This is a genomic window from Nocardia sp. NPDC050713, assembly GCF_040654315.1.
Taxonomy (GTDB): Bacteria; Actinomycetota; Actinomycetes; order Mycobacteriales; family Mycobacteriaceae; genus Nocardia.
This window is the reverse complement of sequence record NZ_JBFAHS010000001.1, coordinates 424,303-449,119: the sequence shown is the minus strand read 5'-3', so window position 1 is coordinate 449,119 and position 24,817 is coordinate 424,303. Positions and strand designations below refer to the sequence as shown.

Sequence of the window (24,817 nt, the reverse complement as noted above, 5' to 3'; positions counted from 1 at the left end):
AATCGGCGGCGACCAGGTACGGACTGCCGGTCGGGGTCGCGTCCGGATGTCTGTCGAAATCATCTGGGCCTCCGTATGTCTCACCGTCGCGATATCCATCGGCCATCACGATCGACCGGCGGGCTTGGCGAACGGTTGAGACCCGCTTTCGAGCCCGTAAGAACGGGTTCGTGGTGCTCTTGGCGATCGTGGTCTGTCCAGCATCGGAGTCTCCGGACTGGCCCCGGATCTGCCCTGATCGCACACCTCTTGCGCTATACGTATACATCTACTTATAGTGTGTCGGTACCGAGTGTCGGGGAACGCGCACGACGTCATCCACAACCGCACAGCAGCCGACTACGACGGACCGAATGGGGGTTCGCCGCTAGTTGAACATGCCTGTATGCGCATTCACGAATGAAAACGGGGACAAAATGACCAACGATCAGCAGGCTGACGACGTAGTCGCCGAGCCTGCCCTCATCGAGGCCGCGCCCATCGACATGGAGAAATCCGACGATCTGGAGGAGATCGTGCTGAAGGCCGGGTCGGGCGGCGGGCGCCTCCAGTGCTTCCACGGTCGGCGGCTCGCCGAGGCTCGGCAGATCACCAAGGACGGCGCCGAGGTGGTGCGGGTCTACCGCACCGTCGCCGACATCGCCCAGCACGGCCGTCACCAAGACCTCGACATCTGAGCCGCTCCCGGTTCAACGAAAGGAACTCGCATGTTCGGCCGTCTCGGACGTCTCGTCGTCCATCACCCGTGGAAGGTGATCGGCTTGTGGCTGATCGCCGCCATAGCGGTGGTGGCTTCCGCCCCCGAATTCACCTCGACCACCGATCAATCCAGCTTCCTGCCTTCGCATTACGAGTCCATCAAGGCGATGGAGTTGCAGGAGAAGGCGTTTCCGCAGAACTCGGCGCCGGCGGCGCTGATCGTCTTCGCCCGCGCGGACGGCGCGCCGCTCACCGAGCAGAACGCGGCGGCGGTGGCGGCCGCGGCGACGGAGCTCAGCGGTGCGAACATCAAGGGCGTCACCGGGATTCAGGCGACGCCGCCCTCGGACAATCGCCTGATCCAGGTCATCGCCGTGCAGATGACCAAGGTCACCAACGCCTCCGACAAGACCCAGGGCGACGCGGTGAAGAGCCTGCGCGACAGCCTGAAAGAGCAGGTGCGCGACACCGATCTGAAGGCCGGCATCACGGGAGCCGCGGCGCAGACCCTGGACCAGACCGAGTCCGGCGAAAAGGGCATGGCCATCATCGGCGTGGCGACCATCCTGCTGATTCTGGTGTTGCTGCTGATCATCTTCCGCAGTCCGGTGATCGCGCTGCTTCCGGTGATCGTGATCGGCGGTATCTCCAGCATGGTCGGCAGCCTGATCGCCATGGTGAGCAAGGCATTCGACTTGGAGATGGATACCTCGGTCAACTCGATGCTGGTGGTCGTGCTGTTCGGCGTCGGCACCGATTACATCCTGTTCCTGATGTTCCGGTACCGGGAGCGGCTGCGCGCTGGCGAGGATCCCAAGACCGCGATGGTCAGCGCGGTCGCCAGGGTCGGCGAAGCCATCACCTCGGCGGCGGGCGCGGTGATCATCGCCTTCATGGCGCTGACCCTCTCCACCCTCGGCCTGTTCCGTTCGCTCGGCCCCGCGCTGGCGATCGCGGTCGCTGTGGCGCTGGTGGCGGGACTCACCCTGGTGCCCGCGATCGTGTCGCTGCTCGGGACGAAGGTGTTCTGGCCGTCGAAGGCGTGGCAGGTGGAGCCGAAGGGCGCGCGGTTCACCGCGATCGGTGCGGCCATGGGGCGCCGGCCCGGGGTGTTCGCCGTCGTCTCCGGCGGTGTGCTGGTGGCGCTGAGCGTCTTCGCCATCGGGTTCAATCCGACCTTCGACCTCGGCTCGGGCTCGACCTCGGACGCATCCGAATCCGTCGTCTACAACAAGGAATTGCTGAAGGGCATGCCCGCGGGCGCTACCCAGCCCTCGGACGTGCTGCTGCACGCGCCGGACGGGCAGCTGCGCCAGGATCAGCTGCGGGGATACCGCGCGGCGCTGGCCGAGGTACCCGGCGTGAGCATGGTCGGCGAGCCGCTGCTGTCGGCCGACGGAGCCATCGCGAACTTCCAGGTGACTCTCGCCGACGCGCCGGAATCCGATGCCGCGCTGGACACCGTCCGCGGACCGCTGCGCACGGCGGCGCACGACGCGGCGCCCGCGGGCACGACGGCGGCGGTCGGCGGAATCACCGCGGTGTTCGTGGACTTCCAGGACGCGATGAACCGCGACTACGCCATCGTGTTCCCGGTGGCGGCGATCCTGATCATGATCGTGCTGGCACTGCTGCTGCGCAGCCTGGTCGCCCCGTGGTATCTGATGGCCTCGGTCTTCCTCGGTTTCGCCGCGACGCTCGGCGCCACGGTGCTGGTCTTCCAGAACATCCAGGGCGATTCCGGGTTGATCTTCACGCTGCCGGTGATCATGTATCTGTTCGTCGTCGCGCTCGGCACCGACTACAACATCCTGATGATCGCCCGGCTCCGCGAGGAGACCCGCGAGGGTCGCGACCCGCGCGAGGCGGCGGCGCTCAGCCTGCGGCACACGGGTCCGACGGTCGCCGCGGCGGGCGTCATCCTGGCGGGCACCTTCGCCGCGATGATGTTGGCGGGCAACAGCATGCTCTCCCAGATGGGCTTCGCGATCTCGGTCGGCATCGCCATCGCCGCCTTCGTGATGGCGATGTTCTTCACGCCCGCGATCACCGCGCTGCTCGGCCACCGCGCCTGGTGGCCGGGACACGGTGACCGCGGCGGGAAGTCGGGCGGGTCGGAGAGCGCCGATCACGGATCCGGGTCGTACTACACGACCTCCGCCGATGCCACGCGGGTGGAAGCGGTCTTCGATCGGTAGCGAGCTGTGGACCGAAGGGCTGTTCGTCGAAAGTATTCGGCGAACAGCCCTTTCGGCTTGGGTGGTGGGGCGTGGCGGACGTCTTCGCGGGCCGATCTGCCGGGGGACAGGCCTCAGCCGTTGGTCGCGTAGGGGCGGCGGACCTTGTGGGCGGAGTCGATGACGCGGGCGACCGCGGAGCTGGAAACGCCCACTTCCTTGGCGATGCCGGTGCCGGACCAGGATTGGTCGGCGAGGGTGAGGATGTCGGCGATCTGCTCGACCGGCAGCTTGGACAGGCCCTGCTCGGCGATGCTCCTGGCGACCATGCGGACCTCGTCCTCGGCGCTGTCCGGTTCCTGGTCGAAGTCGTCCTCGGCGTCCTCCTCGGCGATGGCGCGCTGGGTGGCGAGGATGATCTCGGTGCTGCGTGGGCGGTGGGGTTCCGGCTCGGGCTCCAAGGTGAGTTGCTCGGCGAGATCGACGGCATCCGCGGTGCTCAGGGCATCCGTTGCTTCGGGAGCGTCCGGTTGGGGATACGCGATGGTGTTCAGGGCGTGGGATCCGGCCCACATCGACGTGGTGTGGCCGCTGCCGTTGGTGCGACCGGTGCCGTTGATCGGTCGAAGTCGCGGTTGGGACAGGGGGACCGCTTGGGCGGCAGCGTGATTGGCGCGTCCGTTGCTGGAACCGTTGCGGCGGTGGGAAGGTGGTGTGACGTCGTCCTCTTCGGTGAGTCCGCCGGTCAGCAGGGAGAGCGGGACGGCGTACGAGATGCTTCGTCCAGGAGCGTGGGTGTCGGAATCCTCGCTCGCGTTGGGGCTCTCGTCGGCTTCCAACTCGGCATCGGCTGCCGAGGGTTGGGGAGCATGGTCAGTGGCAGGCTCGCCGCCAGCGCGGTCGCTCGCGGACATCGGGCCGGTTTCGCTTCCTGCGGTCGGCGAGAAGACTCTCCGGTTCGCATCCGGCAAGTCGTCGTCGGCCGAAGTGCTTATGGTGCTTTCGGCAGGCTGATCGGTTCGGCCGATCGACAGATCGGGGTGGCTGTCCGCCGAAGCCGGTATGGGCGCGTCGCTTTCGGCGGGTCGACCGGTTGGGCGGCTCGACGGGCCGTTGCCGTCCGCCGAGGTCGGTACGGTCGCGTCGTTCTCGGAAGGACGGTCGGCTCGACCAAGTGTGGATGCCGGTTCACTGCCCGAAGACGGCGCGGTAGCGCTACTCGAGGATGTCAGCCGGGTCTCGCCGCGCACACCGAGCGGATCGTTTCCGCCTTTCGCCGCGGCCGTTTCGGCGCCGACAGCACTTTCCGACTCGAGGGAGTGGCCCACCTGGAACAGGTCACCCGCACCGAATCCATTGGAGCCGAGCGCAAATCCCTCCCGCTCCGCGACAGCCCTCCGGTACTCCTCGGCCTGATAAGACCCGCGCAATTTCGGCACCGCGGTGTCGTCGACGATCGGCACGCTATCGATGAGCTGCGCGTATCGGGCCGCGACCCACGCGTGCAACCAGATCACCACGCCGACCATCGCGGGCGCGATCGCGTACTCGGCGGCCCTGCCGAGATCGCCCGCGGCCAAGTGCGGCCCGGTGTTGAGTGCGATGGTGGTGCCGAGCAGTGCCGCCTCGAAGACGATCACCTTGCCGCGCGGCAGTTCCCGTCCCCAGCGGGCGGCGGTCGTCGCGACCACCATGATGGTGATGATCGGAATGGAGATCATCGCCTCGATGCCGTAGCTGAGCCAGTACAGCGGATCCGACATGTCGCCGCTGGGCACGAGGTTGTGCTGCACGTTGACGCCCGCCCACACCATGCCGAGGATGACGACGCCGATCAACGCTCGCGAGGACCATTCAGCGCGGCGGTACAGCTGGGCAAGTCGCGCATCCTGATTGGCGACGCGGCGGCGAGCCGCCAGGGCGCGGCGGTGCCAGCGCGCGTCGTCCTCGTCGGCGCGACGGATGGCGGCCGAGGTGCGCCGATCGCGCTTTTCGGCGGCGAGCTCGTCCTCGACGGCGCGGCGTCGCTGGCCGCGCCGCTGGGCCCGGATCCACTCGGCGAGTTCACGTTCCGCGGCGATCTCGGCATCGGAGAGCACCTCGACCAAGGCGGTGTCGTGCTGCAGCGGCAGTTTCCCGCGCGCCGTCGCGACCCGTTGTGCCAGTGCCGCTATCTCGGAATTGCCGGTCGACGGTTCGTCGGGCATCGCGAGCCTTCCCTGGAGCCGATATCGGGCCGATCACTCGGCGTCGACAAGTGTGCTCGAACATATGTGTGAACGCGATGAGACTAAACCGACGGCCGTCCGCGGTCAACGCGAAGCGTCATGCGCCGAGGTCGAACGGCCGAGCGAATGTCAGTTGCCCTTGCCCGATGCTCACTCGGCGGTGGCGAGCGCGTTTGCTTCCTCGAAGAGTTCCGCCGGCGAATCGACTCCGGAATTGATTCGCGCAAACCAATCCATCGCCTGCTGGTTGCCGTGAATCGCGCCGAGAAGGCGTTCCAGATCCGGCGGCGGGGGCTCGAGGGTTGCCAGCTGCGTAGTGAACTCGTACATCGGTACCGCCTCGCTGTCGCGGGCGGCCTGGTAAACCGCCATCGCGTCGTCGAACGAGCGAGTGCCGGAGAACGATTCGTCCAGGGCCGCGCTGCATAGTTCGGCGTCGCGAAACGCGTCCTGGATGCCCTGGGCGGTGATGAAGTCCTTGTTGTAGCCGGCGTCGCCGACCAATGCCCAGCCCGGTCCGTACGGTTTGCGGAAGTAGTTCGGCACGGCGGCGCCGAAGATTCGCTCCGCTCTTGTGGCCGCACGAATCCGCTCCGCGAAGGGTGGCGCCAAGTCGAACATGGCTAGGAAGTTGGCTTCCAGATCTCGTTTGTTTGTCTCGAATTCCGCGAACGGCCAACCGCCGACCACGAGGGTCAGATCGTCATTCGTGGGCCAGGCCGCGAATGCCCGCTCCGGTCGGACGTAGGTCTCGAAGCTCCCGCCCATCGGGAGTCCGCTCCAGTAGGAGTAGTACCCGCACAACAGCCGGGGCTTGTCTAGGTATTGGTCGGGCCGCACAGTACGCGCTACCAGCGAGTGCAGACCGTCGGCGCCGACGACCACCGGCGCCCGCTCGGTCACCGTCTCTCCCTCGCGGGTGTGGCCACAAATGCCTGCTACGCGTTCGCCCTCGAAGACCAGCTCGGTGACTGTGAATGCTTCCCGGATCTCCGCGCCGGACTCGGCGGCGGCTTCGACCAGGAGCCCGTCGAGCACGGTCCGTCGCGGCGCATACGAGACCGGGGAGTCGGCCGTCCCCGGCGCCCCCGTGATGGTCAAGACGCCGAAATCGAAGGCGTATTTGTCGATCGGCGGACACCCGGCCCCGATCAGCCGATCGAGCAGGCCCCAGTTCCGCAGTGCCGCAACGCCGGGCGGATGCACCAGGTGCGTCGAAATCGTATCGCTGGGAAATTTCGCCCGATCGACGAGCAACACCCGATATCCCTTGCGGGCCAGCAGCATTGCGGTCGGAGAACCGGCGCACCTGGCGCCGACGATGATCACGTCATAGCGATGGTGAGGCATGTTCGATCTCGCAAATCGCGTTGATATTCGCGAAGCTCGCCAGTATCTCGTCGGTCAGGGCCTCGGTCGCTGTCATCCCGTGGTCGCCTCACTTTCGTGCTGTGGCGCTCGTTGCTGATCCGCTGCGTCGATACTGTGCGCTCGCCGAAAGCGCCGATACCCACCCAAGGGTTAGGAAACCCCACTCCTCGTCAGCGCATGCTTGTACTCGGTCACGCCAGGGTTGTGTGCCAGACGAGGGCGGCGGCGAGGGCGCCCGCGCCGTTGACGGACCAGTGCAGGGCGATGGGGGCGAGGAGGCTGCCGCTGCGGCGGCGCAGCCAGGTGAAGACGACGCCCGCGGCGGCGGTGACGATGACGGCGAGCAGGATGCCGACGATCTGGCCTAGGAGACCGCCGCCGAGGAATCCGGTGAGTCCGCGGTTGCTGGTGGTGAGGCCGAAGGACGAGGCGATGTGCCAGAGGCCGAAGAGCAGTGAACCGGCCGCGAACACTCCGCGCGCGCCGTAGACGCGGTCGAGGGTGCCGTGCAGCACGCCGCGGAAGGCGAGTTCCTCGGGGATGACGGTCTGTAGCGGGATGACGATCATCGACGCGATGAGCGCGCCGGAGATGGTGGCGTACCGGTCGGCGAGGAAGAACGGGCGCGTCACCGGCAGTAGCGCGCCGATGGCCACGGCCGTGAGGACGATGCCGACGGCGGCCAGCGCGTACAGCGACCCGCGCCGCCAATGCCTGGGGGAGAGTCCGAGTTCGGCCCAGCCGAGCCCGCGCCTGCGGACCAGGACGAGCAGCACGATCGCGGCGATCGGAACGGTGACGATGTTGGCCCACGCGGTGGTGAAGTGCGCGATCAGGTTGGTGCCCGCCAGGACGACGATCACGACCGCTACATCGATATAGGCATGCAGTTTGCCGCGGGCCTGGGCCGCTTCCTCGAGGTCCGTTCGAAACACCCGGCCCAGTGTAGGGGCGGGTCATGCGGCTCGCCGCCGGTTGAGCGCCTGATCACAGCCGCCGAATACCCGGCGAAGATCGACTCGGCGGCGCTGTTCTGCATCTGAATGAAACATGTTTCAGTTTTTTCCGGAAACCGGCCCGTAGGGAACTGGACGGTCGATACAGTCCGCTCATTCGCACCGATGTGCGTTTCGAAGAGGAGTTATCCGAATGAGTAGATCCCAGAACCGGGCCGGTCGTCGCCTGGGCGTCGGCCTCACGACGCTGGCCGCGGCGGCCTGTGCGGCGGTGCTGACCGCGCCCTACGCGTCCGCGACGGTCGACAACCTCACCGTCTCGTCCAACAACCTCCAGGCGGGATGCACCTACCAGATCACCGCGAAGGTGAACCACTGGTTCGAGGTCTGGTTCTACGACAACGCGCTCGTCATCGCGGGCAGCCCGGTCAAGCCGGTGAACGGCGAGGCCACCATCCAGTGGAAGCCGAAGAAGTCCGGGACCCACACCCTGGCCGCGCTGCAGGGCCTCGCCTACGAGATCAAGGTGAACGTGGCCGAACCGACCCTCACCGGCAGCGCCACCTGCGGCGCCGGACCCCTGGCCTGGATGGGTTCCTGAGAGCCGCGCTCGCGGTGCCGTAGCCACCACCGCGGGCGCTCGGGCCGGTCGACATCCCCTGTTCCGTCGACCGGCCCCCTTTCTTTTGTCAGCCCGACCACGCGGCGTGGTCGGTCCACGCCTGCAGACTGCGGGTCGTCTCGAACCGTCGCGGTTCCCCGGTGACCGGATCGGTGAACTCGAGCGACGCGGCGAGCAGTTGCAGCGGGCGGGTGAAATCGTGCACCGGCTTGTCGGTGAGGACCGGATAGAAATCGTCGCCGAGAATCGGCACGCCGAGGCCGTTCATGTGCAGGCGCAGCTGGTGGGTCCGCCCGGTCAGCGGCCGCAGTCGGTAGCGGCCGAGTCCGTCGCGGTGCTCGACCAGGTCGACAACGGTCTCCGCGTTGGGCTCGCCCTCGACCTCCTGGGCCGCGAGCACCTGCTTCTCCTTGACGATGCGGCTGCGCACCGTGCGCGGCAGTTCGAGGTCGGGCCGGTAGGGGGCGATCGCCTCGTACTCCTTGCGTACCGCGCGGCGGTGGAACATGGTCTGGTACGCCCCGCGGCGAGCCGGGTTGACGATGAACAGCAGCAGCCCGGCCGTCACCCGATCGAGCCGGTGCGCGGGCACCAGATCGGGCAGGCCCAACTCCTCGCGCAGCCGGACCAGCGCCGTCTGCCGGATGTGCTGTCCGCGCGGAATGGTGGCGAGGAAGTGCGGCTTGTCCACCACGAGCAGGTTCTCGTCGCGGTGTACGACGGTGATGTCGAACGGGACGTCGGTCTCGTTCGGCAGGTCGCGGTGGAACCACACCGCGCCGCCGGGGGCATAAGGCGCGTCCGGCGCGATGGGCCCTTCGAGATCGACGATGTCGCCCGCGTGCAGGAGTTCATCGATGCGTTCCGGCGCGACACGGGGAAGTCGCTCGACCAGGTGGTCGCGAATCGTCGCCCACTCGCCCGTCTCCGGCAGTCGCAGCCGGGCCGGATCCAAGCCGTACCGCTTGGGCAGCGGCGGCTGCTGCCTTCGTCTCATCGGCGACAACTCTAATCGCCGCTGCTCACCGGGCCCGCGTCGCCCCAGATCTCCGAGCCGCCGGATCCGACGGTAGTCAGATGGCCGCCTTGCGATGCGACCATATGACTCCGTCGATTCCCTGCCCCGGCCAGCCGAGGTCGCCGGGCTCGTGTAACCCGGCCCGGCGCGACGGACGGCGGGTGGTCTCCTTTAGAAGCCGCGCAACCGGTCCGGCGTGATCCGCACGGGCACCGAGTATTCGGCGTAGAACTCCTCGGCCGTCATCCCGATTTCGACGTACCCCCCGGCGTACTTCTCGTTGTACGCGGCGATCTCGTCGTCGGACGGCCACTCCTCGACGATCCGCGCGGTACCGGTGAACACCATGACGTCGCCGCCGGACTCGGTGCTGTTGAGATTCAGCGAGACGCGCGGGTTGCGGGCGATGTTGCGCACTTTCGCCTTGTCCCGCTGGCTGAACAGCAGGAATTCGCCGTCGCGCCACTGGAACCACACGGGGTTGGGCTGCGGCGTGCCGGACGGGCCGACTGTGGTGAGCCAGATGACGGATTCGCGGCCGAGCCGTTCGGCGACTTTGGCGCCGAATTCGGTGCCGGTGTCGAGGACGGGTGCGGTGGGACGATCGGATGCTGTTGTGGTCATGTCCGGCACAACACCGCCACAGGCGCCGCGATTCCGGTCGGCTGGAAACCGGTCGGGAGATCAGGGCTCGGCGCGTTCGCCGAGCGCCATGCAACTCGGGAGACGGGTAGATGACGAGCAAACCTAGTTTCCGCGTTGGTGTTTCGGAGTCGAGACGAAGCGGTGTGCACGCAAGCTTCCACGCCGCGTCGAACAGCGGAAGGCCAGGTCTCGTGCCGCCACCGGCGGTCGACCGCCGTTCGCCTGGCGTCCGTTCGTCCTAGGGTCGGGGAAAGTTAGCCTTACCTATTTTCCTGTGTGATGATGGGGCGGATTTCCGGCGAGATGCGCCAGGGATGTCGAAAGGCGAGGACATATGACGGTGGAGGTCACGCCGCACGCAGCGGCGGAGACGGGGAACCGGCCGCCGCGGGCGGTGGCGAAACAGCGCAAGCAACAGCAGGCCACGGCGCGCAAGGAGATTCTCGCGCCAGTGCGGGGAGCGCTGACGCTCGCCAGCGTCGTGATGGCGATCGCCTCGGTCTGCACCGTCGTGCCGTTCGTGCTGATCGTCGAGGCATGTCGCGAACTGCTCGACGATCCGGTGGACACCGATCGGGTGTGGCGGCTGTTCGGCCTGGCGATGCTGGTGCTTCTGGTGCGCGCGCTGTTGCAGGCGGCAGCCTTGACCTGGACGCACCTGGTGGACGGCGGCTACCAGCTCGCCGTGCGCCGCGCGCTCGCGGCCAAGCTCACCAGGGTGCCGCTCGGCTGGTTCGGTGAGCACGGCTCCGGCGAGGTGAAGAAGTACCTCCAGGACGACGTCGAGGCGCTGCACTACCTGGTGGCGCACGCGCGGCTCGAGTTCGTCGGGGCGCTGCTGGTGCCGCTGGTCTCGCTCGGCTATCTGTTCACCGTGGACTGGCGGCTGACGCTGGTCCTGCTGCTGCCGTTGATCGCTTACGCCTTGGCTTTCCGCAAGATGATGGACCGCGAGAACATGGACCGCCTCGCGGTCTACACCCGCTGGGAGCGCCGGGTGCAGCAGGCGACTATCGAGTTCGTCGACGGCATCCAGGTGGTGCGGGCATTCGGTCAGGCGGGCAAGGCGCACCGCGAGTTCCAGGACGCGGTGGACGGCCAAGCCGACAGTTTCGGCCGCTGGAAGACACCGATGATCCGGCTCCAGGCGGTCGCCGACATCGTGATCTCGCCGGTCTGCGTCATGCTGGTGATCGTGGCCGCCGGTTTGGCCGGCGTCGGCTGGGGCTGGCTGGCTCCGCTCGACATGCTGCCCTTCCTGCTGGTCGGCCTCGGTCTGGGCAGCGCGCTGATGGGTCTGGGCTACGGGGGACAGGCCCTGCGCGCGGCAGGAGCGGCTGCCGAGCGCTTGTACGAGTTGCAGCAGAGCCCCGAACTCGCCTCCGGCGCACCGGAACCCGGCGAGCCGAGTGCGGGTGCCGAACCGGGCCTGGTCCGCTTCGAGTCCGTCGGGTTCGGCTACCGCGAGGGCCACGACGTGCTGCGCGACATCGACCTGGAGCTGCGGCCCGGCACCATCACGGCGCTGGTCGGACCGAGCGGCTCGGGCAAGTCGACGCTGGCCAAGCTGCTGCCCCGCTTCTACGACGTCGGCTCGGGTCGAATCACCATCGGTGGCCGTGATATTCGCGACTACCCGAGCGACGAGCTCTACCGCACCGTCGGTTTCGTCTTCCAGGACGTCCGGCTGATCCGCGGCAGCATCCGCGAGAATCTGCGGCTGGCCGCCCCGGACGCGGACGACGCCGCGCTGGAGCGGGCCGCCCGCGCCGCGCAGATCCACGACCGCATTCACACGCTGCCGCGCGGCTACGATTCCGAGATCGGCGTCGACGCGACACTGTCCGGTGGTGAGGCGCAACGTCTTTCGGTGGCGCGTGCGTTGCTCGCCGACACACCTGTTCTGGTGCTCGACGAGGCGACGGCCTTCGCCGACCCGGAGTCCGAGGCGGCGGTGCAGGACGCCCTGGCCGCGCTGGTGGCCGGACGCACCGTGCTGGTCATCGCGCACCGGTTGCACACCATCACCGGCGTGGACCGGATTCTGGTGCTGGAGAACGGAACCCTGGTCGAGCAGGGCGACCACCGCAGCCTGCACACGGCGGGCGGCACCTACCAGCGACTCTGGGGGATCAACGAGGCGGCCCTCGGCGCGGTCTCGCTCGTGGAAAGTGAGGCGGCCCGATGATTCGCAAACTGCTGGGCTTGGTGCCCACCGAATTCGCCCCGCTGACACCGCGGTTGCTCGCCGCCATCCTCGGCCAGGCGATCAGCCAGGCGGTCGCTTATCTGCTGTTGGTTCCGGTGCTCGAGGCGCTGTTCGACGACGACCTCGGACGCGCCTGGTTCTGGGCGCTGCTGATGCTCGTGGCCGTCGGTGGTGTCGCGGTGTTCGGTTACCTCCAGGTCGCGCTCGGGCTGCGTATCGCGATCGGCATGCAGCGCGGTCTGCAAACCCGGCTCGGCGACCATCTGAACGCGTTGCCGCTGGGCTGGTTCGAAACCCGGAGCGCCGGGCCGCTCTCGCGGATCACGGTGGAGAACGTGCGCGAGATCCAGGGCGCCGTCGCCTATCTGGTCGCCAAGGTGGTCACCGGCATCGTGGTCCCGCTCGGTGTGGCGGTCGGCATGCTGTTCATCGACTGGCGGATCGCGCTGGCCATGCTGCTCGCGGCTCCGGTGCTCTTCCTCGTCAACGGTCTGGCCCACCGCGCGTACCAGCGGGCCGACCATGGCCTGCACGCCGCCGCGGCCGAAGCCGATTCGCGCGTGGTGGAATTCGCGCAGGCGCAGCCGGTGCTGCGCGCGTTCGGCGCCGTCGGCGCGGGCAACAAGGCGCTGGACGGCGCCCTGCGGCAGCAGCGTTCGGCGAACACCAGGATGGTCTTCACGTCGGTGCCGAGCCTGATCGTCTTCGCGCTGTTCGTGCAGGCGGTGTTCCTGGTCCTGGTCTACGTGGTGATCGCGAGGGTGACCGACGGCGCCGTCTCGACGGCCGTCGCGATCGCGCTGATCGCCGTGAGCTCGCGGTTCATCGAGCCGCTGAACCAGGCCGCGCAACTGGGCAACGGTCTGCGTTCCGCGGCCGCCGCCGTCGACCGCGTCACGGGTCTGCTCGCGGAAAAGTCACTGCCCGAGTCCGATTCGCCGGTGACGCCGGGTGTGCCGACCGTGGTCTTCGACAACGTGAGCTTCGGCTACCGGCCCGGCGAGCCGGTGCTCTCCGACATCACCTTCAGCGTCCCGGCCGGGACGACCACCGCGATCGTCGGACCGAGCGGCGCGGGCAAGACGACGCTGCTGCGATTGGCCGCGCGGTTCTACGACGTGGACGCCGGGCGGGTGGCCGTCGGCGAACGCGATGTGCGGGAACAGCCGTCGGAAACGCTGCTGAACCAGCTGTCGCTGGTCTTCCAGAACGTCTACCTGTTCGACCGGTCGGTGTCGGACAACATCCGGATCGGCCGCCTCGACGCCACCGACGCCGAGGTGCTGCGCGCCGCCGAGGCCGCGCGGGTGGACGAGATCGCCCAGCGCCTGCCCGACGGTTACGACACCGCGGTCGGCGAGGGCGGCGCCGCGCTGTCCGGCGGTGAGCGGCAACGGGTCTCGATCGCCCGCGCCCTGCTCAAAGACGCGCCGATCGTGCTGCTCGATGAGGCGACGAGCGCGCTCGACCCGCACAGCGAGGCCGTGGTGGTGCGCGGCGTGCACGAGCTCACCAGGGGCAAGACGGTGATCGTGGTGGCGCACCGCCTAGCCACCATCGCCCACGCGGACCAGATCCTGTTCGTCGACGGCGGTCGCATCGTCGAACGCGGCACGCACGCCGAGCTGCTCGCGCGGGGCGGTCGCTACGCCGACTTCTGGAACGAGCGCAGTCGCGCGTCGGGATGGCGGTTGGAACCGGCCGCCGTCTGATCCGGCGACAACGAGAACGGGCCGCCGCGGAGGATGTTCCGCGGCGGCCCGTTCGGATACGCCTTACTTCCAGTAGGCCTGGTACTTAAGCTGGGTTTTCGGCAGGTTGTGGGTCTGCTTGAGGGTTTTGACGATCGATCGGGTGGTGTGGCCGTCGCAGGCGACCCAGGCGAAAGCGTCTGCCGCGCAGGAGATTTCCTGTGATTGTTCGCGCAGTAGGCGGCCGTCGTCCACACGCTGCAACCAGGTGACCTGGTGATGTGGCTTGTTGCGCACGGGCAGGGTCTGGTCGGATTCGTATTGCCATTCCAGCCAGACGCGGGCGGGTGCGTCGCCGATCGCGTCGAGCAGGGAGTTGATGGCGGGCAGCGAGGCGGTGTCACCGAACAGGAGGTATTCGCTCGGCGCCGTCTGCGGCAGCTCGAACTTCGACCCGAGCACCGACGCCTCGATCTCGTCGCCCACCTTCGCCCGCTGCGCCCACGCGCTGGCCGGGCCGCTGTGCACGGCGAACTCGATGTAGAAGTGGTCGCCCTCGGGATCCTGGTCGACGATCGTGTAGCCGCGGTGGTGCAGCTTGTCGGTCTCCGCGTCCGGGATCCACAGCCGGATGAACTGCGTCGGGTGCACCGGGTGGTCGGCGAGCAACCCGCCCGCGGTGAATCCGATCCGCTGGTATTTGTCGGTGATCGCCTCGGTCGACGTCACGCGCAGTCGGTAGTCATCGGCACGCCACACCTTCAGGATGACGCCGTTCGCCCCTCTTCCCATGAGATATGAGGTTAGCCTAACGAAACTCGGTTGTCGCCCGCTGGGTGCCGAATGGGCGCATCCCGGCCGAACTCCCGCTCAGCGCCCGACAGGCCCGCCGCGAACATCGCGGTGTTTCCCGGCCGCCGCCACGACGTCCGCGTCTGATCCACCGAGCGGCCCGCTCAGAAACGCGACCAAGATGTCCACGGTCACCCGCTGTGTCGCCACGGGGCCGCGCGATCCGCCGATCATCTGCGCCAGCGCGAACCGCCCAGGTGCGGCGAGGAACAGCGGAACATCCGTGAAGCTGTAGTGATTGGCGTCGCCGATTTCGAAACGGAAGCCGCCCGAACGCAGCCCGCCGAGCAGCGCGGCATTGCGATCGAAGAACTGCGGGGAGTGTCCCGTCTCGGCGTACTCGCTCTGCACCAGCAGGAACGGTTGGCGCAGTGGGCGTCCGGGCAGGTCGCCGTACAGGGTGCCGTCGATGTTCACGGCGGCGCGGACGCGCTCGTCGTCGGCGGCCGCGGCGGCAGCGGCGGCGCCACCGAACGAATGCCCGATGGCCGCGAGGTGTTCGGTGTCGAGACGACCGGAGAGCCGTGGGCCGAGCGCGTCGGGCCGGTCGAGTTGATCGATGACGAACCGCAGGTCGGCTGCCCGCACCGCCTGCTGCTTGATCATGTATTGCTCACCCTCGGCCTCGTCGGCCGGAAAGTCCTGTACCGGCGTCGCGATCCGTCCGTCGGCGAGCTCGGTCACGTCCGCCTCGTAGGGATGATCGACAGCGAGCACCACGAACCCGCGGCTGGCCAGGTCGGTGACCAGTCCGGTGTAGAACGCCCGCGGCGCACCGTAGCCCGGCGAGAACAGCACCACCGGCCAGCGTTCGCGGTCCCGCCCGAGCGACGCGCGGTGATCGCCGTGCGTGTCGATGCGGTCGTAGCCGCGCATGAGGAAGCTGGGAATTTGGGCGACTCGACTCGGCAGCCTGCCGTGCCCGTCGAGATAACGCGAGCCGTTCCCGGTCGGCTCGGCCGCCGGATACCAGGCCTGCGCGATGACGTTGCGGCGATCGGCCGGGTCGTCCGTCGCGGTTTCCGGCCGGTCCGGATCGATCCAGCGAAACGTCTCGGTGCCAACGGGATACGGCCCGCTCGGCGCGGGCAGCGTCGGTACCGGCACCGGAACCCACGCGAATGCCGCCGCGGCGACGAGCAAACCGATCCCAGCGCGCGCCGCGATCCGGCCGACCCGCCCGCTCGGCCGCGCCGCCACGAACCACGCGGTCGCGCCCACCAGCAGGTAGGTCGGAACGAACTGCCAGTAGAACCCTTCGAGCAGCAACTGAATCGCCGCCCCGAGCGCAAGCGCGCCCAGCACGGCGAACGCGGGCGCGCGCCCGATCCGGCCGGTGCACAGTACGAGCACCGCGCACCCGATCGTGGCCATCGGGATCAACGCGTCGATGAGCGACATACCTGCCTCGCTTCCGCTCGGACAACGGATTCGAGGTCGAGCCTGACGCGTGATCGAGTCATCGCGCGTCGGCAGCAGGTCGCGACGTGATCATCCGAACGAATGACCGCGAGTACGCAATCTCACGCGCCGGGCGGAGTCGCGCATGGCAGGAGCGGAGGCGGAGGCGGAGGTACGCCCTTACTTCCAGTAGGCCTGGTACTTCAGCTGGGTTTTCGGCAGGTTGTGGGTCTGCTTGAGGGTTTTGACGATCGAGCGGGTGGTGTGGCCGTCGCAGGCGACCCAGGCGAAAGCGTCTGCTGCGCAGGAGATTTCCTGTGACTGTTCGCGCAGTAGGCGGCCGTCGTCGATGCGCTGGAGCCAGGTGACCTGGTGGTGTGGCTTGTTGCGCACGGGCAGGGTCTGGTCGGATTCGTATTGCCATTCCAGCCAGACGCGGGCGGGTGCGTCGCCGATCGCGTCGAGCAGGGAGTTGATCGCGGGCAGCGAGGCGGTGTCACCGAACATCAGGTATTCGCTCGGCGCGGTTTCGGGGAGTTCGAAACTGGACCCGAGCACCGTCGCGTCCAGCACATCGCCGACCGTCGCGTCGACGGCCCACTGCGCGGCGGGGCCGTCGTGTACGGCGAACTCGATGGCGAACTTGTCGCCCTCGGGGTCGGGGTCCACCAGCGTGTAGCCACGGTGGTGCAGCTTCTCGGTCTCGAGGTCGGGAATCCAGAGGCGGATCCACTGGGTGGGGTGCACCGGATGGTCGGCGAGCAGCCCGCCCGCGTCGAAGCCGAGCCGAATGTATTTGTCGGTGACGTATTCGGTCGCGGTGACGGTGAGCCGGTAGTCCTGACCGCCCCACGCCTTGACGATGACGCCGTTGAAACCTCTGCCCATAAAAGTGAGGTTAGCCTAAGCTGAGTCGAATGTCACGACCGCGGCGAAACGACAGCGGCCCCCGCCGAAGCGGGGGCCGAATCGCGCGGGACCGCTCAGCAGCCCTGGCCGACGAAGTTGCCGATGGTGCAGACGGATTCGCGGCTCAGCTTCCAGGTGCCGTCGATCTGCTTCCAGGTCAGGTCGAAGGTCCACGGCTCGTAACCGTCGGTGGCGGTGTACAGCACGGCCGAAAGGGTGTCGCCGTTGACGGTCACCGGGCCGGTGACGTCCCAGCGCCAGCTCGGCGGGGCGATGGCGATCAGCGTGGCCGCGGTGTCGAAGACGCCGAGGCCCGCCGCGCCGGTCTCCAGCTCGGCGGCGCGCGCGGCGCGCGGTGCGCCCGCGTTGAACAGCAGCGCCATCTTGGCACGCAGCTCACCGGTGCTCGGCGCGTTGGCGCGCAGCGGGGCGGTGATCGGCGCGGCCTCGGCGATCGCGGCGGTGGTGACGGTGCCGAACGCGCCGACCAGGGTGGCGGCGGCAAAGGCGACCGCGCCCAGCTTCTTTCGGGTGCTGATCATGAAAGTACTTCCTATCGTTCTCGTGCCGGAGTGCTTCCCCGCTGTGGGGATCGACACTGCGGTTCACTGTAAGGTAAGCCTATGCAAACATGAAGGCGGGGGCTCGTCGATGTGGGCGCGAACACGGATACGCGCGATGTGAGAGTGGGAGAACCGGTGGAAACACTTGTGGTGATCGGCGCGGGTCCGAAGGCGATGGCCGTCGCCGCCAAGGCGCACGTACTGCGCGGACTGGGGCTGCCCGCGCCACGGGTCGTCGTGGTGGAAGCGCAGACGGTGGGCGGCAATTGGCTGCCCAGCGGCGGCTGGACCGACGGCCAGCACCGGCTCGGCACCAGCCCGGAGAAGGACGTGGGCTTCCCGTACCACTCCACCTGGGCGCGTGGCCACAACCGCGCGATCAACGAGGCCATGACGGCGTTCAGCTGGACCTCCTTCCTGGTGGACCAGGGCACCTACGCCGAGTGGATCGACCGTGGGCGTCCGAGTCCGCAGCATCACGTCTGGGCCAAGTACCTCCAGTGGGTCGCCGCGCGAACCGATTTCGAGCTCGTCCTCGGCACCGTGCGCACCATCGCCGCAGCGGCCGACGGCTGGCTGATCACCGCGGTCGACGCCGACGGCATTCCGACCGAAATCGACGCCGACGCACTGATGATCACCGGTCCCGGCCGCAGCGAGAAGGCGCTCGCCAAGCACCCCAAGGTGCTCAGCGTCGCGGAATTCTGGGACCTCGCGGGCAAGCGCAAGCTGCCCGTCTCCTCGCGCGCTGCCGTCATCGGCGGCGGCGAGACGGCCGGTTCGGCGCTGGACGAACTGGTCCGCCACGGCATGCTGTCCATCTCGGTGATCTCCCCGATGGCCACCATCTACACCCGCGGCGAAAGCTATTTCGAGAACTCGCTGTTCAGCGATCCGATCAAGTGGGGATCGCTGAGCACCGACGAGCGCAGGGACGTCATCAGGCGCACCGACCGCGGTGTGTTCTCGGTGCGCGTGCAGGAGAGCCTGCTCGCCGACAACCGGGTGCACCACATGCAGGGCCGGGTCGTGCGGGTCGCCGACCTCGGCGACGGCGTCGCGCTGACGCTGCGCAACGAGATGCGCCCCGATCAGATTCACAACTTCGACCTGGTGATCGACGCGACCGGCGGACAGCCGCTGTGGTTCCTGGAGATGTTCGACGCCAACGCCGCCGATCTGCTGGAACTAGCGGTCGGGGGACAGCTGACCCAAGCCAGGATCGAGGCGTCGATCGGCTACGACCTCGCGGTCTCGGGCTTGGACGCGAAGCTGTATCTGCCGAACCTGGCCGCGCTGGCGCAGGGACCGGGTTTCCCGAATCTCAGCTGCCTCGGCGAACTCTCGGACCGCGTGCTGCGCACCGAATCGGCGAAGGCCCGGTCCGCGGCGACGAGAAACCGGGACCGGGCCTTCGGCTGAGGTTCAGAGCCGGATCGCGGGCATGTCCGCCGCCGTGCGCGGCAGGATGTGCAGCGCGATCCGGCGGTCCGGCCGCACGTCGAACTCGCCGAGTTCGACCCAGCCGTTCTTCGACAGCGCCTTGCGCATCGGGGCGTTGCGGTAGTCGGGATCGCAGATCAAGCGCCTGCACTCCGGCTCGGCGGCGAACAGCGCGGCGGCCAGCTGGTCCATCCAGCCCGACATGATGCCGCGTCCGATCAGATTCAGATCCGCGGTGGCGACGTGGAATCCCATGTCCAGCGGGTCCGCGTCGTACAGGCGGCCGTTCTCGTCCTTGGCCGCGCGGTAGATCTCCACGTACGCGATGTCACGACGGCCGAGGTCGGGGCGATCGATCGCGGCGAAGTCGTAGCTGAGAATGCAGGGCCGCGAATAGGTTCCGGCCAGTTGGGCGAGGAAGTCGAGCTTGCGGCGGTCCGCGGGCCAGTCCTGTTCCCAGGTCTCCAGCAGGTGCGGCAGCGCCATCCACTCGGCGAGCATCTGCGGATCGTCGCCCTCGGGATCGGCGAGCCGTAGCTCGAAGGGCTCGTCGAAGCCGGGAACAACCGGGGCCGGTGCGCTGCGGACCTCCTCTGCGACATCGGTCAATTCGCGCTTGAGGACGTACGGCGTCCCGGTCTGGTTCATCGTGCTAGGGCTCCCGTTCGCTCGGCTTTTCGGCGCAGTGCGTCGTAAGGTTACCCTAGGCTTACATCGGTAAGGTTACCCTATGCTAACGTCGCTGGGTTAGCGTTGCCCGGCCCGTCGCCAGTTGGCGGACGGAGTCGAGCGGCTAGCGCAGCGATACCGTGATGCAGGAGCCGTAATGCCGAAAACCCTTGGTTGGATTCGCAAATTCCACAAGCCGAGCTCGGACTCGAGCCCGACGTTGCTGATGTTCCCGCACGCGGGCAGCGGCGCCTCCGCCTACCGCACCTTTTCCAAGGCGCTCAGCGAGAATTTCGACGTCATCGTCTTCCAGTACCCGGGCCGTCAGGACCGGGCCGCCGAGCCGATGCCGACGACCCTGCCCGAGGTGGCGGCGGGCGCGCTGAGCGCGTTCCTGGAGTCGGAATACCACCGCGGCGAACCGGTCACGGTCTTCGGACACAGCATGGGCTCGATGGTCGGTTTCGAATTCGTCCGCCAGGCCGAGGCCGCGGGTGTCGAGGTGAACCTGTTCGGCGCATCGGGCGCGGTCGCGCCGTACCGCGTCGTCGACATGCCCCAGCATCCCACCGAGGACGAGGCGCTGCTCGATCATCTCGCCGGGCTCAACGGCACCGGCGCGGACGTGCTCGGCAGCCGCGAGATCATGCGCATGACGCTGCCCGCCCTCAAGGCCGACTACGCCGCGTTCGACCGCTACGTGTGCGGGCCCGAGGTCAAGTTGCGCGCCAGGCTGCACGTCATGGGCGGCTCCGACGACGAGCACGTCACCGCGCGCCACCTGCAGGAGTGGGCGACGCACAGCGAGCAGGACATCACCGTCACCCTTTTCGACGGCGGACATTTCTACCTGAACGACCACGTGGACGGCATCGCTGAATTGCTGACGTCCGAAGTTCTTTCCGCGAGATAGTTCGCGAATTCGCACGTTAGGTTTGGCATGGCACGCGCTGTTTCGGGGGAAGAAGATCACATTGTCATCGCCGGTATGGCGGTGGAGGCGCCGGGGGGCGTCGACAATCTGGACGATTTCTGGTCGGCACTCGCCGAATCGCGAGAATTGATCGGTCCTTTTCCCCGTGACCGGGAATGGCCGCTGCGGGAAGTCTTCTCCCTGCACCGCGACGAAGGCTGGGGTTCGGTGCCCGACGCCGGTGGATTCCTCACCGGGGCAACGGAATTCGATCCGCAATTCTTCGGGATCACGCCGCGCGAGGCGGTCGCCATGGATCCGCAGCAGCGGGTCGCGCTGCGGGTGGCCTGGCGCGCGCTCGAGCACGCGGGGATCAACCCCGGCGCACTCGCCGGTGACGAGGTGGGCTGTTTCATGGGCGCCTCGTTCATCGAATACGGCCCGCGCGCCGGCGAAGTCAACGAGTACAACGGCTATCGCGCCGTCGGCACCGCGCTGGGCGCGGTGGCCGGGCGCATCTCGCACGGTCTCGGTCTGGTCGGTCCGTCGATCACCGTGGACACCGCGTGCGCGTCGTCGCTGACCGCTGTGCACCAGGCCGCCGCCGCGATCCGCAACGGCGAGTGCGACTGGGCGCTCGCGGGCGGCGTGAGCGTGATGGGTTCGCCCGCCGCGTTCTACGAGTTCGCCAAGAACAACGCGCTGGCCGTGGACGGTCACCTGCGCGCCTACTCCGCGAGCGCGACCGGAACCCTGTGGGGCGAGGGCGCGGGAGTCGTCGTGCTGGAACGCGAGTCGCGGGCCCGCGAACTCGGCCACCGCGTGTACGCCAGGGTGCTGGCCACCAGGGTCAACCACAACGGCAAGGGCGCGCCGATCGCGGTGCCCAGCGCGCAGGCGCAGGAAGCGCTGGTGCGCAAAACGATCGACGCGGCGGGCATCGACCCGAGCCTGGTCGGCCTGGTCGAGGGGCACGGCACCGGAACTCCGGTGGGCGACCCGCTGGAGCTCACCGCGCTGTGCAAGACCTACGGCGCCGACCCGGAGCGCGGTCCCCGGCTGGGCTCGGTGAAGACCAATGTCGGCCACGCGCAGGCCGCCGCGGGCATGCTCGGGCTGATCAAGGTGCTGCTGTGCGGCGCCAACGGCCACATCGCGCCGACACTGCACGCGGACGACCCCGCCGCCGCGGTGGACTGGAACGCGACCGGGCTGCGTCTGGCCACGGAGTTCGAGCCGTGGGAACCGCACGAGGGCGTCCGCTACGCCGCGGTCTCGTCGTTCGGCGTCGCGGGCACGAACGCGCACGCCATCCTGGCCATGCCGGTTCTGGAGGATATCGATGCCTGATTACCGTCTCCCGGACGGCGCCGTTCCGGTGCTGCTGTCCTCCGACACCGCCGACGGGCTGCGCGCCGAAGCCGCCGCCGTGCTCTCCTACCTGGAGCGCCACGAGCGCGTGACGCCGGATGCCGTGGCGGACATGCTCTTCCGCACCAGGATCGCGCGCCGCCGCCGCGCGCTCGCGATGGCGCGCACCCGCGACGACCTGCTCGACGCGCTGCGTGCCGTCGTCGCGGACGCCCCGCACCCCGCGGTGGTGAGCACCGTCGGACTCGCTTCGCCGCGCCGCGTCGGCTTCGTCTTCCCCGGTCAGGGCAGTCAGCGGCCGGGCATGGGCCGCTCCTACTACGAGAACTCACCGGAGTACCGCGCCGAGGTCGACGCCTGCGTCGAGATCCACGAGCAGCGCTATGGCCACATCGCGCCGTTCCACTATTTGCTCGGCAACGAGGGCGAATACCAGGACACCGTCTGGGAAGTGCAGCCCGCCTTGATGTTCCACATGTCCGGCTTGGCCGCCATGTGGCAGGCGTACGGGGTGCGCCCGGTCGCGACCGTCGGCCACAGCCAGGGCGAACTGGCCGCGGGCTGGGTGTCGGGCGTCATGACCCGGCGCGACGCGGTGCTGGCCGTGACCCACCGTGCGCGGTTCGTGGACGAGATCGTCTACCCCGAGCAGTACTCGATGGCCGTGCTCGGCATGGACCGCGAGGCGTGCGAGGCGATGCTGGCCAGGCATTCCGGCTGGGCCGAGCTCGCCGTCGTGAACGCGCCGCACATTCTCGCGATCTCCGGCGACCAGGACACCGTCGCCGACATGGTGGCGATGGCCAACGCCGAGGGGAAGTTCGCCAAGGAGATCAAGGTCGCCTACCCGGCGCACACCACGTTCCTGATCAAAATCCGCAAGGAGATGGAGGGAGTGCTCGGCGACGAGATGAGCGCGCCGACCTTCTCGCCCACCGAGATCACCTGCTACGGCGGCACTCTCGGCGGACCGATCACACCGGACATCACGCACCGGCAGTACTGGTACTGGAACCTGCGCAACCGGGTCCGCTTCGACCGCGCCGTCGTGGCCGCCACCGCCGAGGTCGACACCTTCATCGAGGTGGCCGAACACCCCACGCTGCAACTGGCGCTACAGGAGAACCTGGCCACCGTGCCGGACGACCCGGCAACCGGACCGCGCGACTTCCAGGTGCTCGGCACCTCGCGGCGCACCGCGGTGGGGCTGGAGGATTTCACGCGCAACCTCGCGACCCTCGCCGTGCACGACCTGAACTACGACTGGCAGAGCCTGCGCGTGGCGGGCTCCGCCGTCCGGCTCCCGCTGCCGAACTTCCCGCACACCCAGATGTCGCCGAAGCGGCTGTGGGCGCCGTACCGGTCCGTTGAGACGACGGGTCCGGCCGAGGTCGCGCCGGTTCGTCTGGTGGAGAACTGGACTCGGCTCTCCCGGCGCACGCTGACGCCGCCGCGCACAGTCGCCCTCGTCGACCGCGACGGTCGCTGCGCCGAGCTGGCCGCCGCGCTGCGCGAGCGCGCCGAACGGCACGGTGCGACGGTGACGATGTTCGACGGTTCGCCCGTCGAGCAGGCCGACACGGTCGTGGTGCTGCTGCCCCCGAGCAGCGCGCAGGACGAGGCGGCCGCGGTCGCCGAGTTCGCCGACTTCGCCACCGATCAGGGCTGGCTCGCGGCGCTCGGCCCGCGCGTCACCGAGTGCTGGCTGGTGACGGCGGGCGCGGAAGCGGTGGGCGAGAACGAGATTCCCGCGCTCGCCGCCGCGGCGGCCGGTGCGGCCTTCCGCTGCGTCGCGCTGGAGCGTATCGGCGTCACCTTCCGCCGTATCGACCTGCCCGCGGACTACCCGGCGCTGGAGCAGAAGCTGCCCGCCGACAAGATTTTGGAAGCCGTGCAACTGGCGGGTGAGCCCGACCTCGCGATGCGCGACGCCAAGCTGCACGCCAAGCGACTCGCCGTGGCCGAGCGGGCTACGGCCGCCGCACCCGACTTGAACGAGGTGCTGATCCTCGGCGGCACCGGGCACGTCGGCCTGGAGTTCTGCGCGCAGTTCGTCCGCGACGGCGCGCGCCGGATCACCCTGGTGAACCGCGGCGGCGAGACGGCCGCGCTGACCGAACGGCTGCGCCCCGTCCGCGCGCTGGCCGACACCGAGATCGACGTGTTCGCTTGCGATATCAGCGATCCCGCGGCGGTCGTCGAGCTGGCCGCCCGGTACGCGGACCGCCCGGTGAGCCTGCTGGCGCACGCGGCCGTGGACTACGTGTACTCCGCCGCGTCCGACGCCGACGCCGCGGCCGTCGCCCAGGCGGGCGCGGCCAAGGTGGTCGGCTTCGGCGAGGTGCTGCGCACCCTGCCGACGACGCCCACGGCCACCGTGCTGCTGTGCTCGTCCTTCGCCGCCACCCTCGGCGGCTGGGGCCAGGCGCTCTACGCGGGCACCAACCGCATGCTCGACGCCATGGCCTGGCGGCTGCGCGCCGAAGGCCGCGCGTGCACGTCGGTGCAGTGGGGGCTGTGGGTGCTGCCCGCCGAGGCCGACGCGGCGGTCGAGGCCAGGATCGAGGGCTCGGGTCTGCTGCCGATGGCGGCTGCCGACGCGGTGGCGGCCGGGCTGGCCGACGCCTCCGCCAACAGCCTGGTCCTCGCGGCGGACTGGTCGAAGCTGCGCGGCGTCACCGAAACAGTCGGGCTCGAACCGGTTTTCGCACCCGCGCTCGACGCGCTCGCGAAACTGGCTCCGGCTCCCGAGCCGACGACCGCACCGGCCGCCGAGCCGATGCGCGCCGAGACGGTATCGGCCCCAGTGATTTCCGCGCCGTCTGTTCCGGAAGCGGGTTTCGCCGAACGCATCCGCAAGGAGCTGGACCGCGTCATGCTCTCCGACGGCGGCGAGGCCATCGACGGCTCGGTCCCGCTCGTCTCGCTGGGCATGGACTCGTTGCAGGCGCTCGATCTGCGCAAACGGCTCAAGGCCGAACTGAACCGCGACCTTCCGGTTGCCGCCATTCTCGGCGGCGCGTCCCTGGATGACGTCGTGTCGCTGATGTCCGAGAACAAAGGCTGAGGAGTCCGCTGGA

General features: G+C 68.6%; 19 protein-coding genes. 9 read left to right on the top strand and 10 right to left on the bottom strand.

Annotation, left to right across the window (positions count from 1 at the left end):
* Positions 1-416 precede the first annotated feature (416 nt).
* Together AB0H49_RS01615 and AB0H49_RS01610 are read left to right on the top strand one after the other, a co-directional pair.
* Positions 417-677 (top strand): hypothetical protein, encoded by a 261-nt coding sequence (locus tag AB0H49_RS01615; protein WP_357245992.1) that lies wholly within the window; start codon positions 417-419, stop codon positions 675-677.
* A 30-nt stretch (positions 678-707) separates the two neighbouring features.
* The gene (locus AB0H49_RS01610) at positions 708-2,897 is read left to right on the top strand and encodes an MMPL family transporter (RefSeq protein ID WP_357245989.1); all 2,190 of its coding nucleotides are present in this window, start codon (positions 708-710) and stop codon (positions 2,895-2,897) included.
* 113 nt (positions 2,898-3,010) lie between these two features.
* Here the strand turns inward: AB0H49_RS01610 and AB0H49_RS01605 are convergent, their stop codons facing one another.
* The 3 genes from AB0H49_RS01605 to AB0H49_RS01595 all read right to left on the bottom strand — a co-directional run bounded on the left by AB0H49_RS01605 (position 3,011) and on the right by AB0H49_RS01595 (position 7,410).
* Positions 3,011-5,083 (bottom strand): hypothetical protein, encoded by a 2,073-nt coding sequence (locus AB0H49_RS01605; RefSeq protein ID WP_357245986.1) that lies wholly within the window; start codon positions 5,081-5,083, stop codon positions 3,011-3,013.
* 171 nt (positions 5,084-5,254) lie between these two features.
* On the bottom strand, positions 5,255-6,454 hold the full coding sequence (locus AB0H49_RS01600) for an NAD(P)/FAD-dependent oxidoreductase (protein WP_357245983.1): 1,200 nt from the start codon (positions 6,452-6,454) through the stop codon (positions 5,255-5,257).
* Between the two features lie 212 nt (positions 6,455-6,666).
* On the bottom strand, positions 6,667-7,410 hold the full coding sequence (locus tag AB0H49_RS01595; RefSeq protein WP_357245980.1) for a type II CAAX endopeptidase family protein: 744 nt from the start codon (positions 7,408-7,410) through the stop codon (positions 6,667-6,669).
* Between the two features lie 214 nt (positions 7,411-7,624).
* On the opposite strand from AB0H49_RS01595, the gene AB0H49_RS01590 reads away from it, so the two are divergent.
* Positions 7,625-8,032 carry a hypothetical protein gene (locus AB0H49_RS01590; protein WP_357245977.1) on the top strand — a complete coding sequence of 136 codons (408 nt, stop codon included), beginning with the start codon at positions 7,625-7,627 and terminating at the stop codon, positions 8,030-8,032.
* Between the two features lie 88 nt (positions 8,033-8,120).
* On the opposite strand, the gene AB0H49_RS01585 is transcribed toward AB0H49_RS01590, so the two are convergent.
* Complete coding sequence (locus tag AB0H49_RS01585) at positions 8,121-9,050, bottom strand: RluA family pseudouridine synthase (RefSeq protein ID WP_357245975.1); 930 nt, start codon at positions 9,048-9,050, stop codon at positions 8,121-8,123.
* A 192-nt stretch (positions 9,051-9,242) separates the two neighbouring features.
* Positions 9,243-9,695 carry a TIGR03667 family PPOX class F420-dependent oxidoreductase gene (locus tag AB0H49_RS01580; RefSeq protein ID WP_355000171.1) on the bottom strand — a complete coding sequence of 151 codons (453 nt, stop codon included), beginning with the start codon at positions 9,693-9,695 and terminating at the stop codon, positions 9,243-9,245.
* Between the two features lie 355 nt (positions 9,696-10,050).
* Between AB0H49_RS01580 and AB0H49_RS01575 the strand changes: the two genes are divergently transcribed.
* Positions 10,051-11,904 carry an ABC transporter ATP-binding protein gene (locus AB0H49_RS01575; RefSeq protein ID WP_357245971.1) on the top strand — a complete coding sequence of 618 codons (1,854 nt, stop codon included), beginning with the start codon at positions 10,051-10,053 and terminating at the stop codon, positions 11,902-11,904.
* Positions 11,901-13,637: an ABC transporter ATP-binding protein gene (locus tag AB0H49_RS01570; protein WP_357245968.1), complete on the top strand. Its 1,737-nt coding sequence runs from the start codon at positions 11,901-11,903 to the stop codon at positions 13,635-13,637. The genes AB0H49_RS01575 and AB0H49_RS01570 overlap by 4 nt, the downstream gene beginning before the upstream one ends.
* Before the next feature lie 63 nt (positions 13,638-13,700).
* Here the strand turns inward: AB0H49_RS01570 and AB0H49_RS01565 are convergent, their stop codons facing one another.
* From AB0H49_RS01565 to AB0H49_RS01550, 4 genes are all read right to left on the bottom strand, one after another.
* A complete protein-coding gene (locus AB0H49_RS01565; RefSeq protein WP_355000168.1) occupies positions 13,701-14,408 on the bottom strand; it encodes a siderophore-interacting protein in 708 nt (235 codons plus the stop codon).
* A 78-nt stretch (positions 14,409-14,486) separates the two neighbouring features.
* Positions 14,487-15,869: a hypothetical protein gene (locus tag AB0H49_RS01560; protein WP_357245965.1), complete on the bottom strand. Its 1,383-nt coding sequence runs from the start codon at positions 15,867-15,869 to the stop codon at positions 14,487-14,489.
* Positions 15,870-16,049: 180 nt separating this feature from the next.
* On the bottom strand, positions 16,050-16,757 hold the full coding sequence (locus tag AB0H49_RS01555; protein ID WP_357245962.1) for a siderophore-interacting protein: 708 nt from the start codon (positions 16,755-16,757) through the stop codon (positions 16,050-16,052).
* Between the two features lie 95 nt (positions 16,758-16,852).
* Positions 16,853-17,320, bottom strand: coding sequence for a hypothetical protein (locus tag AB0H49_RS01550; RefSeq protein WP_357245959.1), 468 nt, complete (start codon positions 17,318-17,320; stop codon positions 16,853-16,855).
* Between the two features lie 156 nt (positions 17,321-17,476).
* Between AB0H49_RS01550 and AB0H49_RS01545 the strand changes: the two genes are divergently transcribed.
* Positions 17,477-18,763 (top strand): SidA/IucD/PvdA family monooxygenase, encoded by a 1,287-nt coding sequence (locus tag AB0H49_RS01545; RefSeq protein WP_357245956.1) that lies wholly within the window; start codon positions 17,477-17,479, stop codon positions 18,761-18,763.
* A 3-nt stretch (positions 18,764-18,766) separates the two neighbouring features.
* Here AB0H49_RS01545 and AB0H49_RS01540 read toward each other — a convergent pair whose 3' ends face one another.
* Positions 18,767-19,432 carry a GNAT family N-acetyltransferase gene (locus AB0H49_RS01540; protein WP_357245953.1) on the bottom strand — a complete coding sequence of 222 codons (666 nt, stop codon included), beginning with the start codon at positions 19,430-19,432 and terminating at the stop codon, positions 18,767-18,769.
* A 178-nt stretch (positions 19,433-19,610) separates the two neighbouring features.
* On the opposite strand from AB0H49_RS01540, the gene AB0H49_RS01535 reads away from it, so the two are divergent.
* From AB0H49_RS01535 to nbtC, 3 genes are read left to right on the top strand one after another with little or no spacing between them, the layout of a single operon-like run.
* Complete coding sequence (locus AB0H49_RS01535; protein WP_357245950.1) at positions 19,611-20,366, top strand: alpha/beta fold hydrolase; 756 nt, start codon at positions 19,611-19,613, stop codon at positions 20,364-20,366.
* A 27-nt stretch (positions 20,367-20,393) separates the two neighbouring features.
* Entirely contained in the window at positions 20,394-21,716 is a 1,323-nt protein-coding gene (locus tag AB0H49_RS01530; RefSeq protein ID WP_357245947.1) for a polyketide synthase, read from the top strand.
* Positions 21,709-24,804 carry a nocobactin polyketide synthase NbtC gene (gene nbtC / locus AB0H49_RS01525; RefSeq protein ID WP_357245945.1) on the top strand — a complete coding sequence of 1,032 codons (3,096 nt, stop codon included), beginning with the start codon at positions 21,709-21,711 and terminating at the stop codon, positions 24,802-24,804. The genes AB0H49_RS01530 and nbtC overlap by 8 nt, the downstream gene beginning before the upstream one ends.
* Positions 24,805-24,817 lie beyond the last annotated feature (13 nt).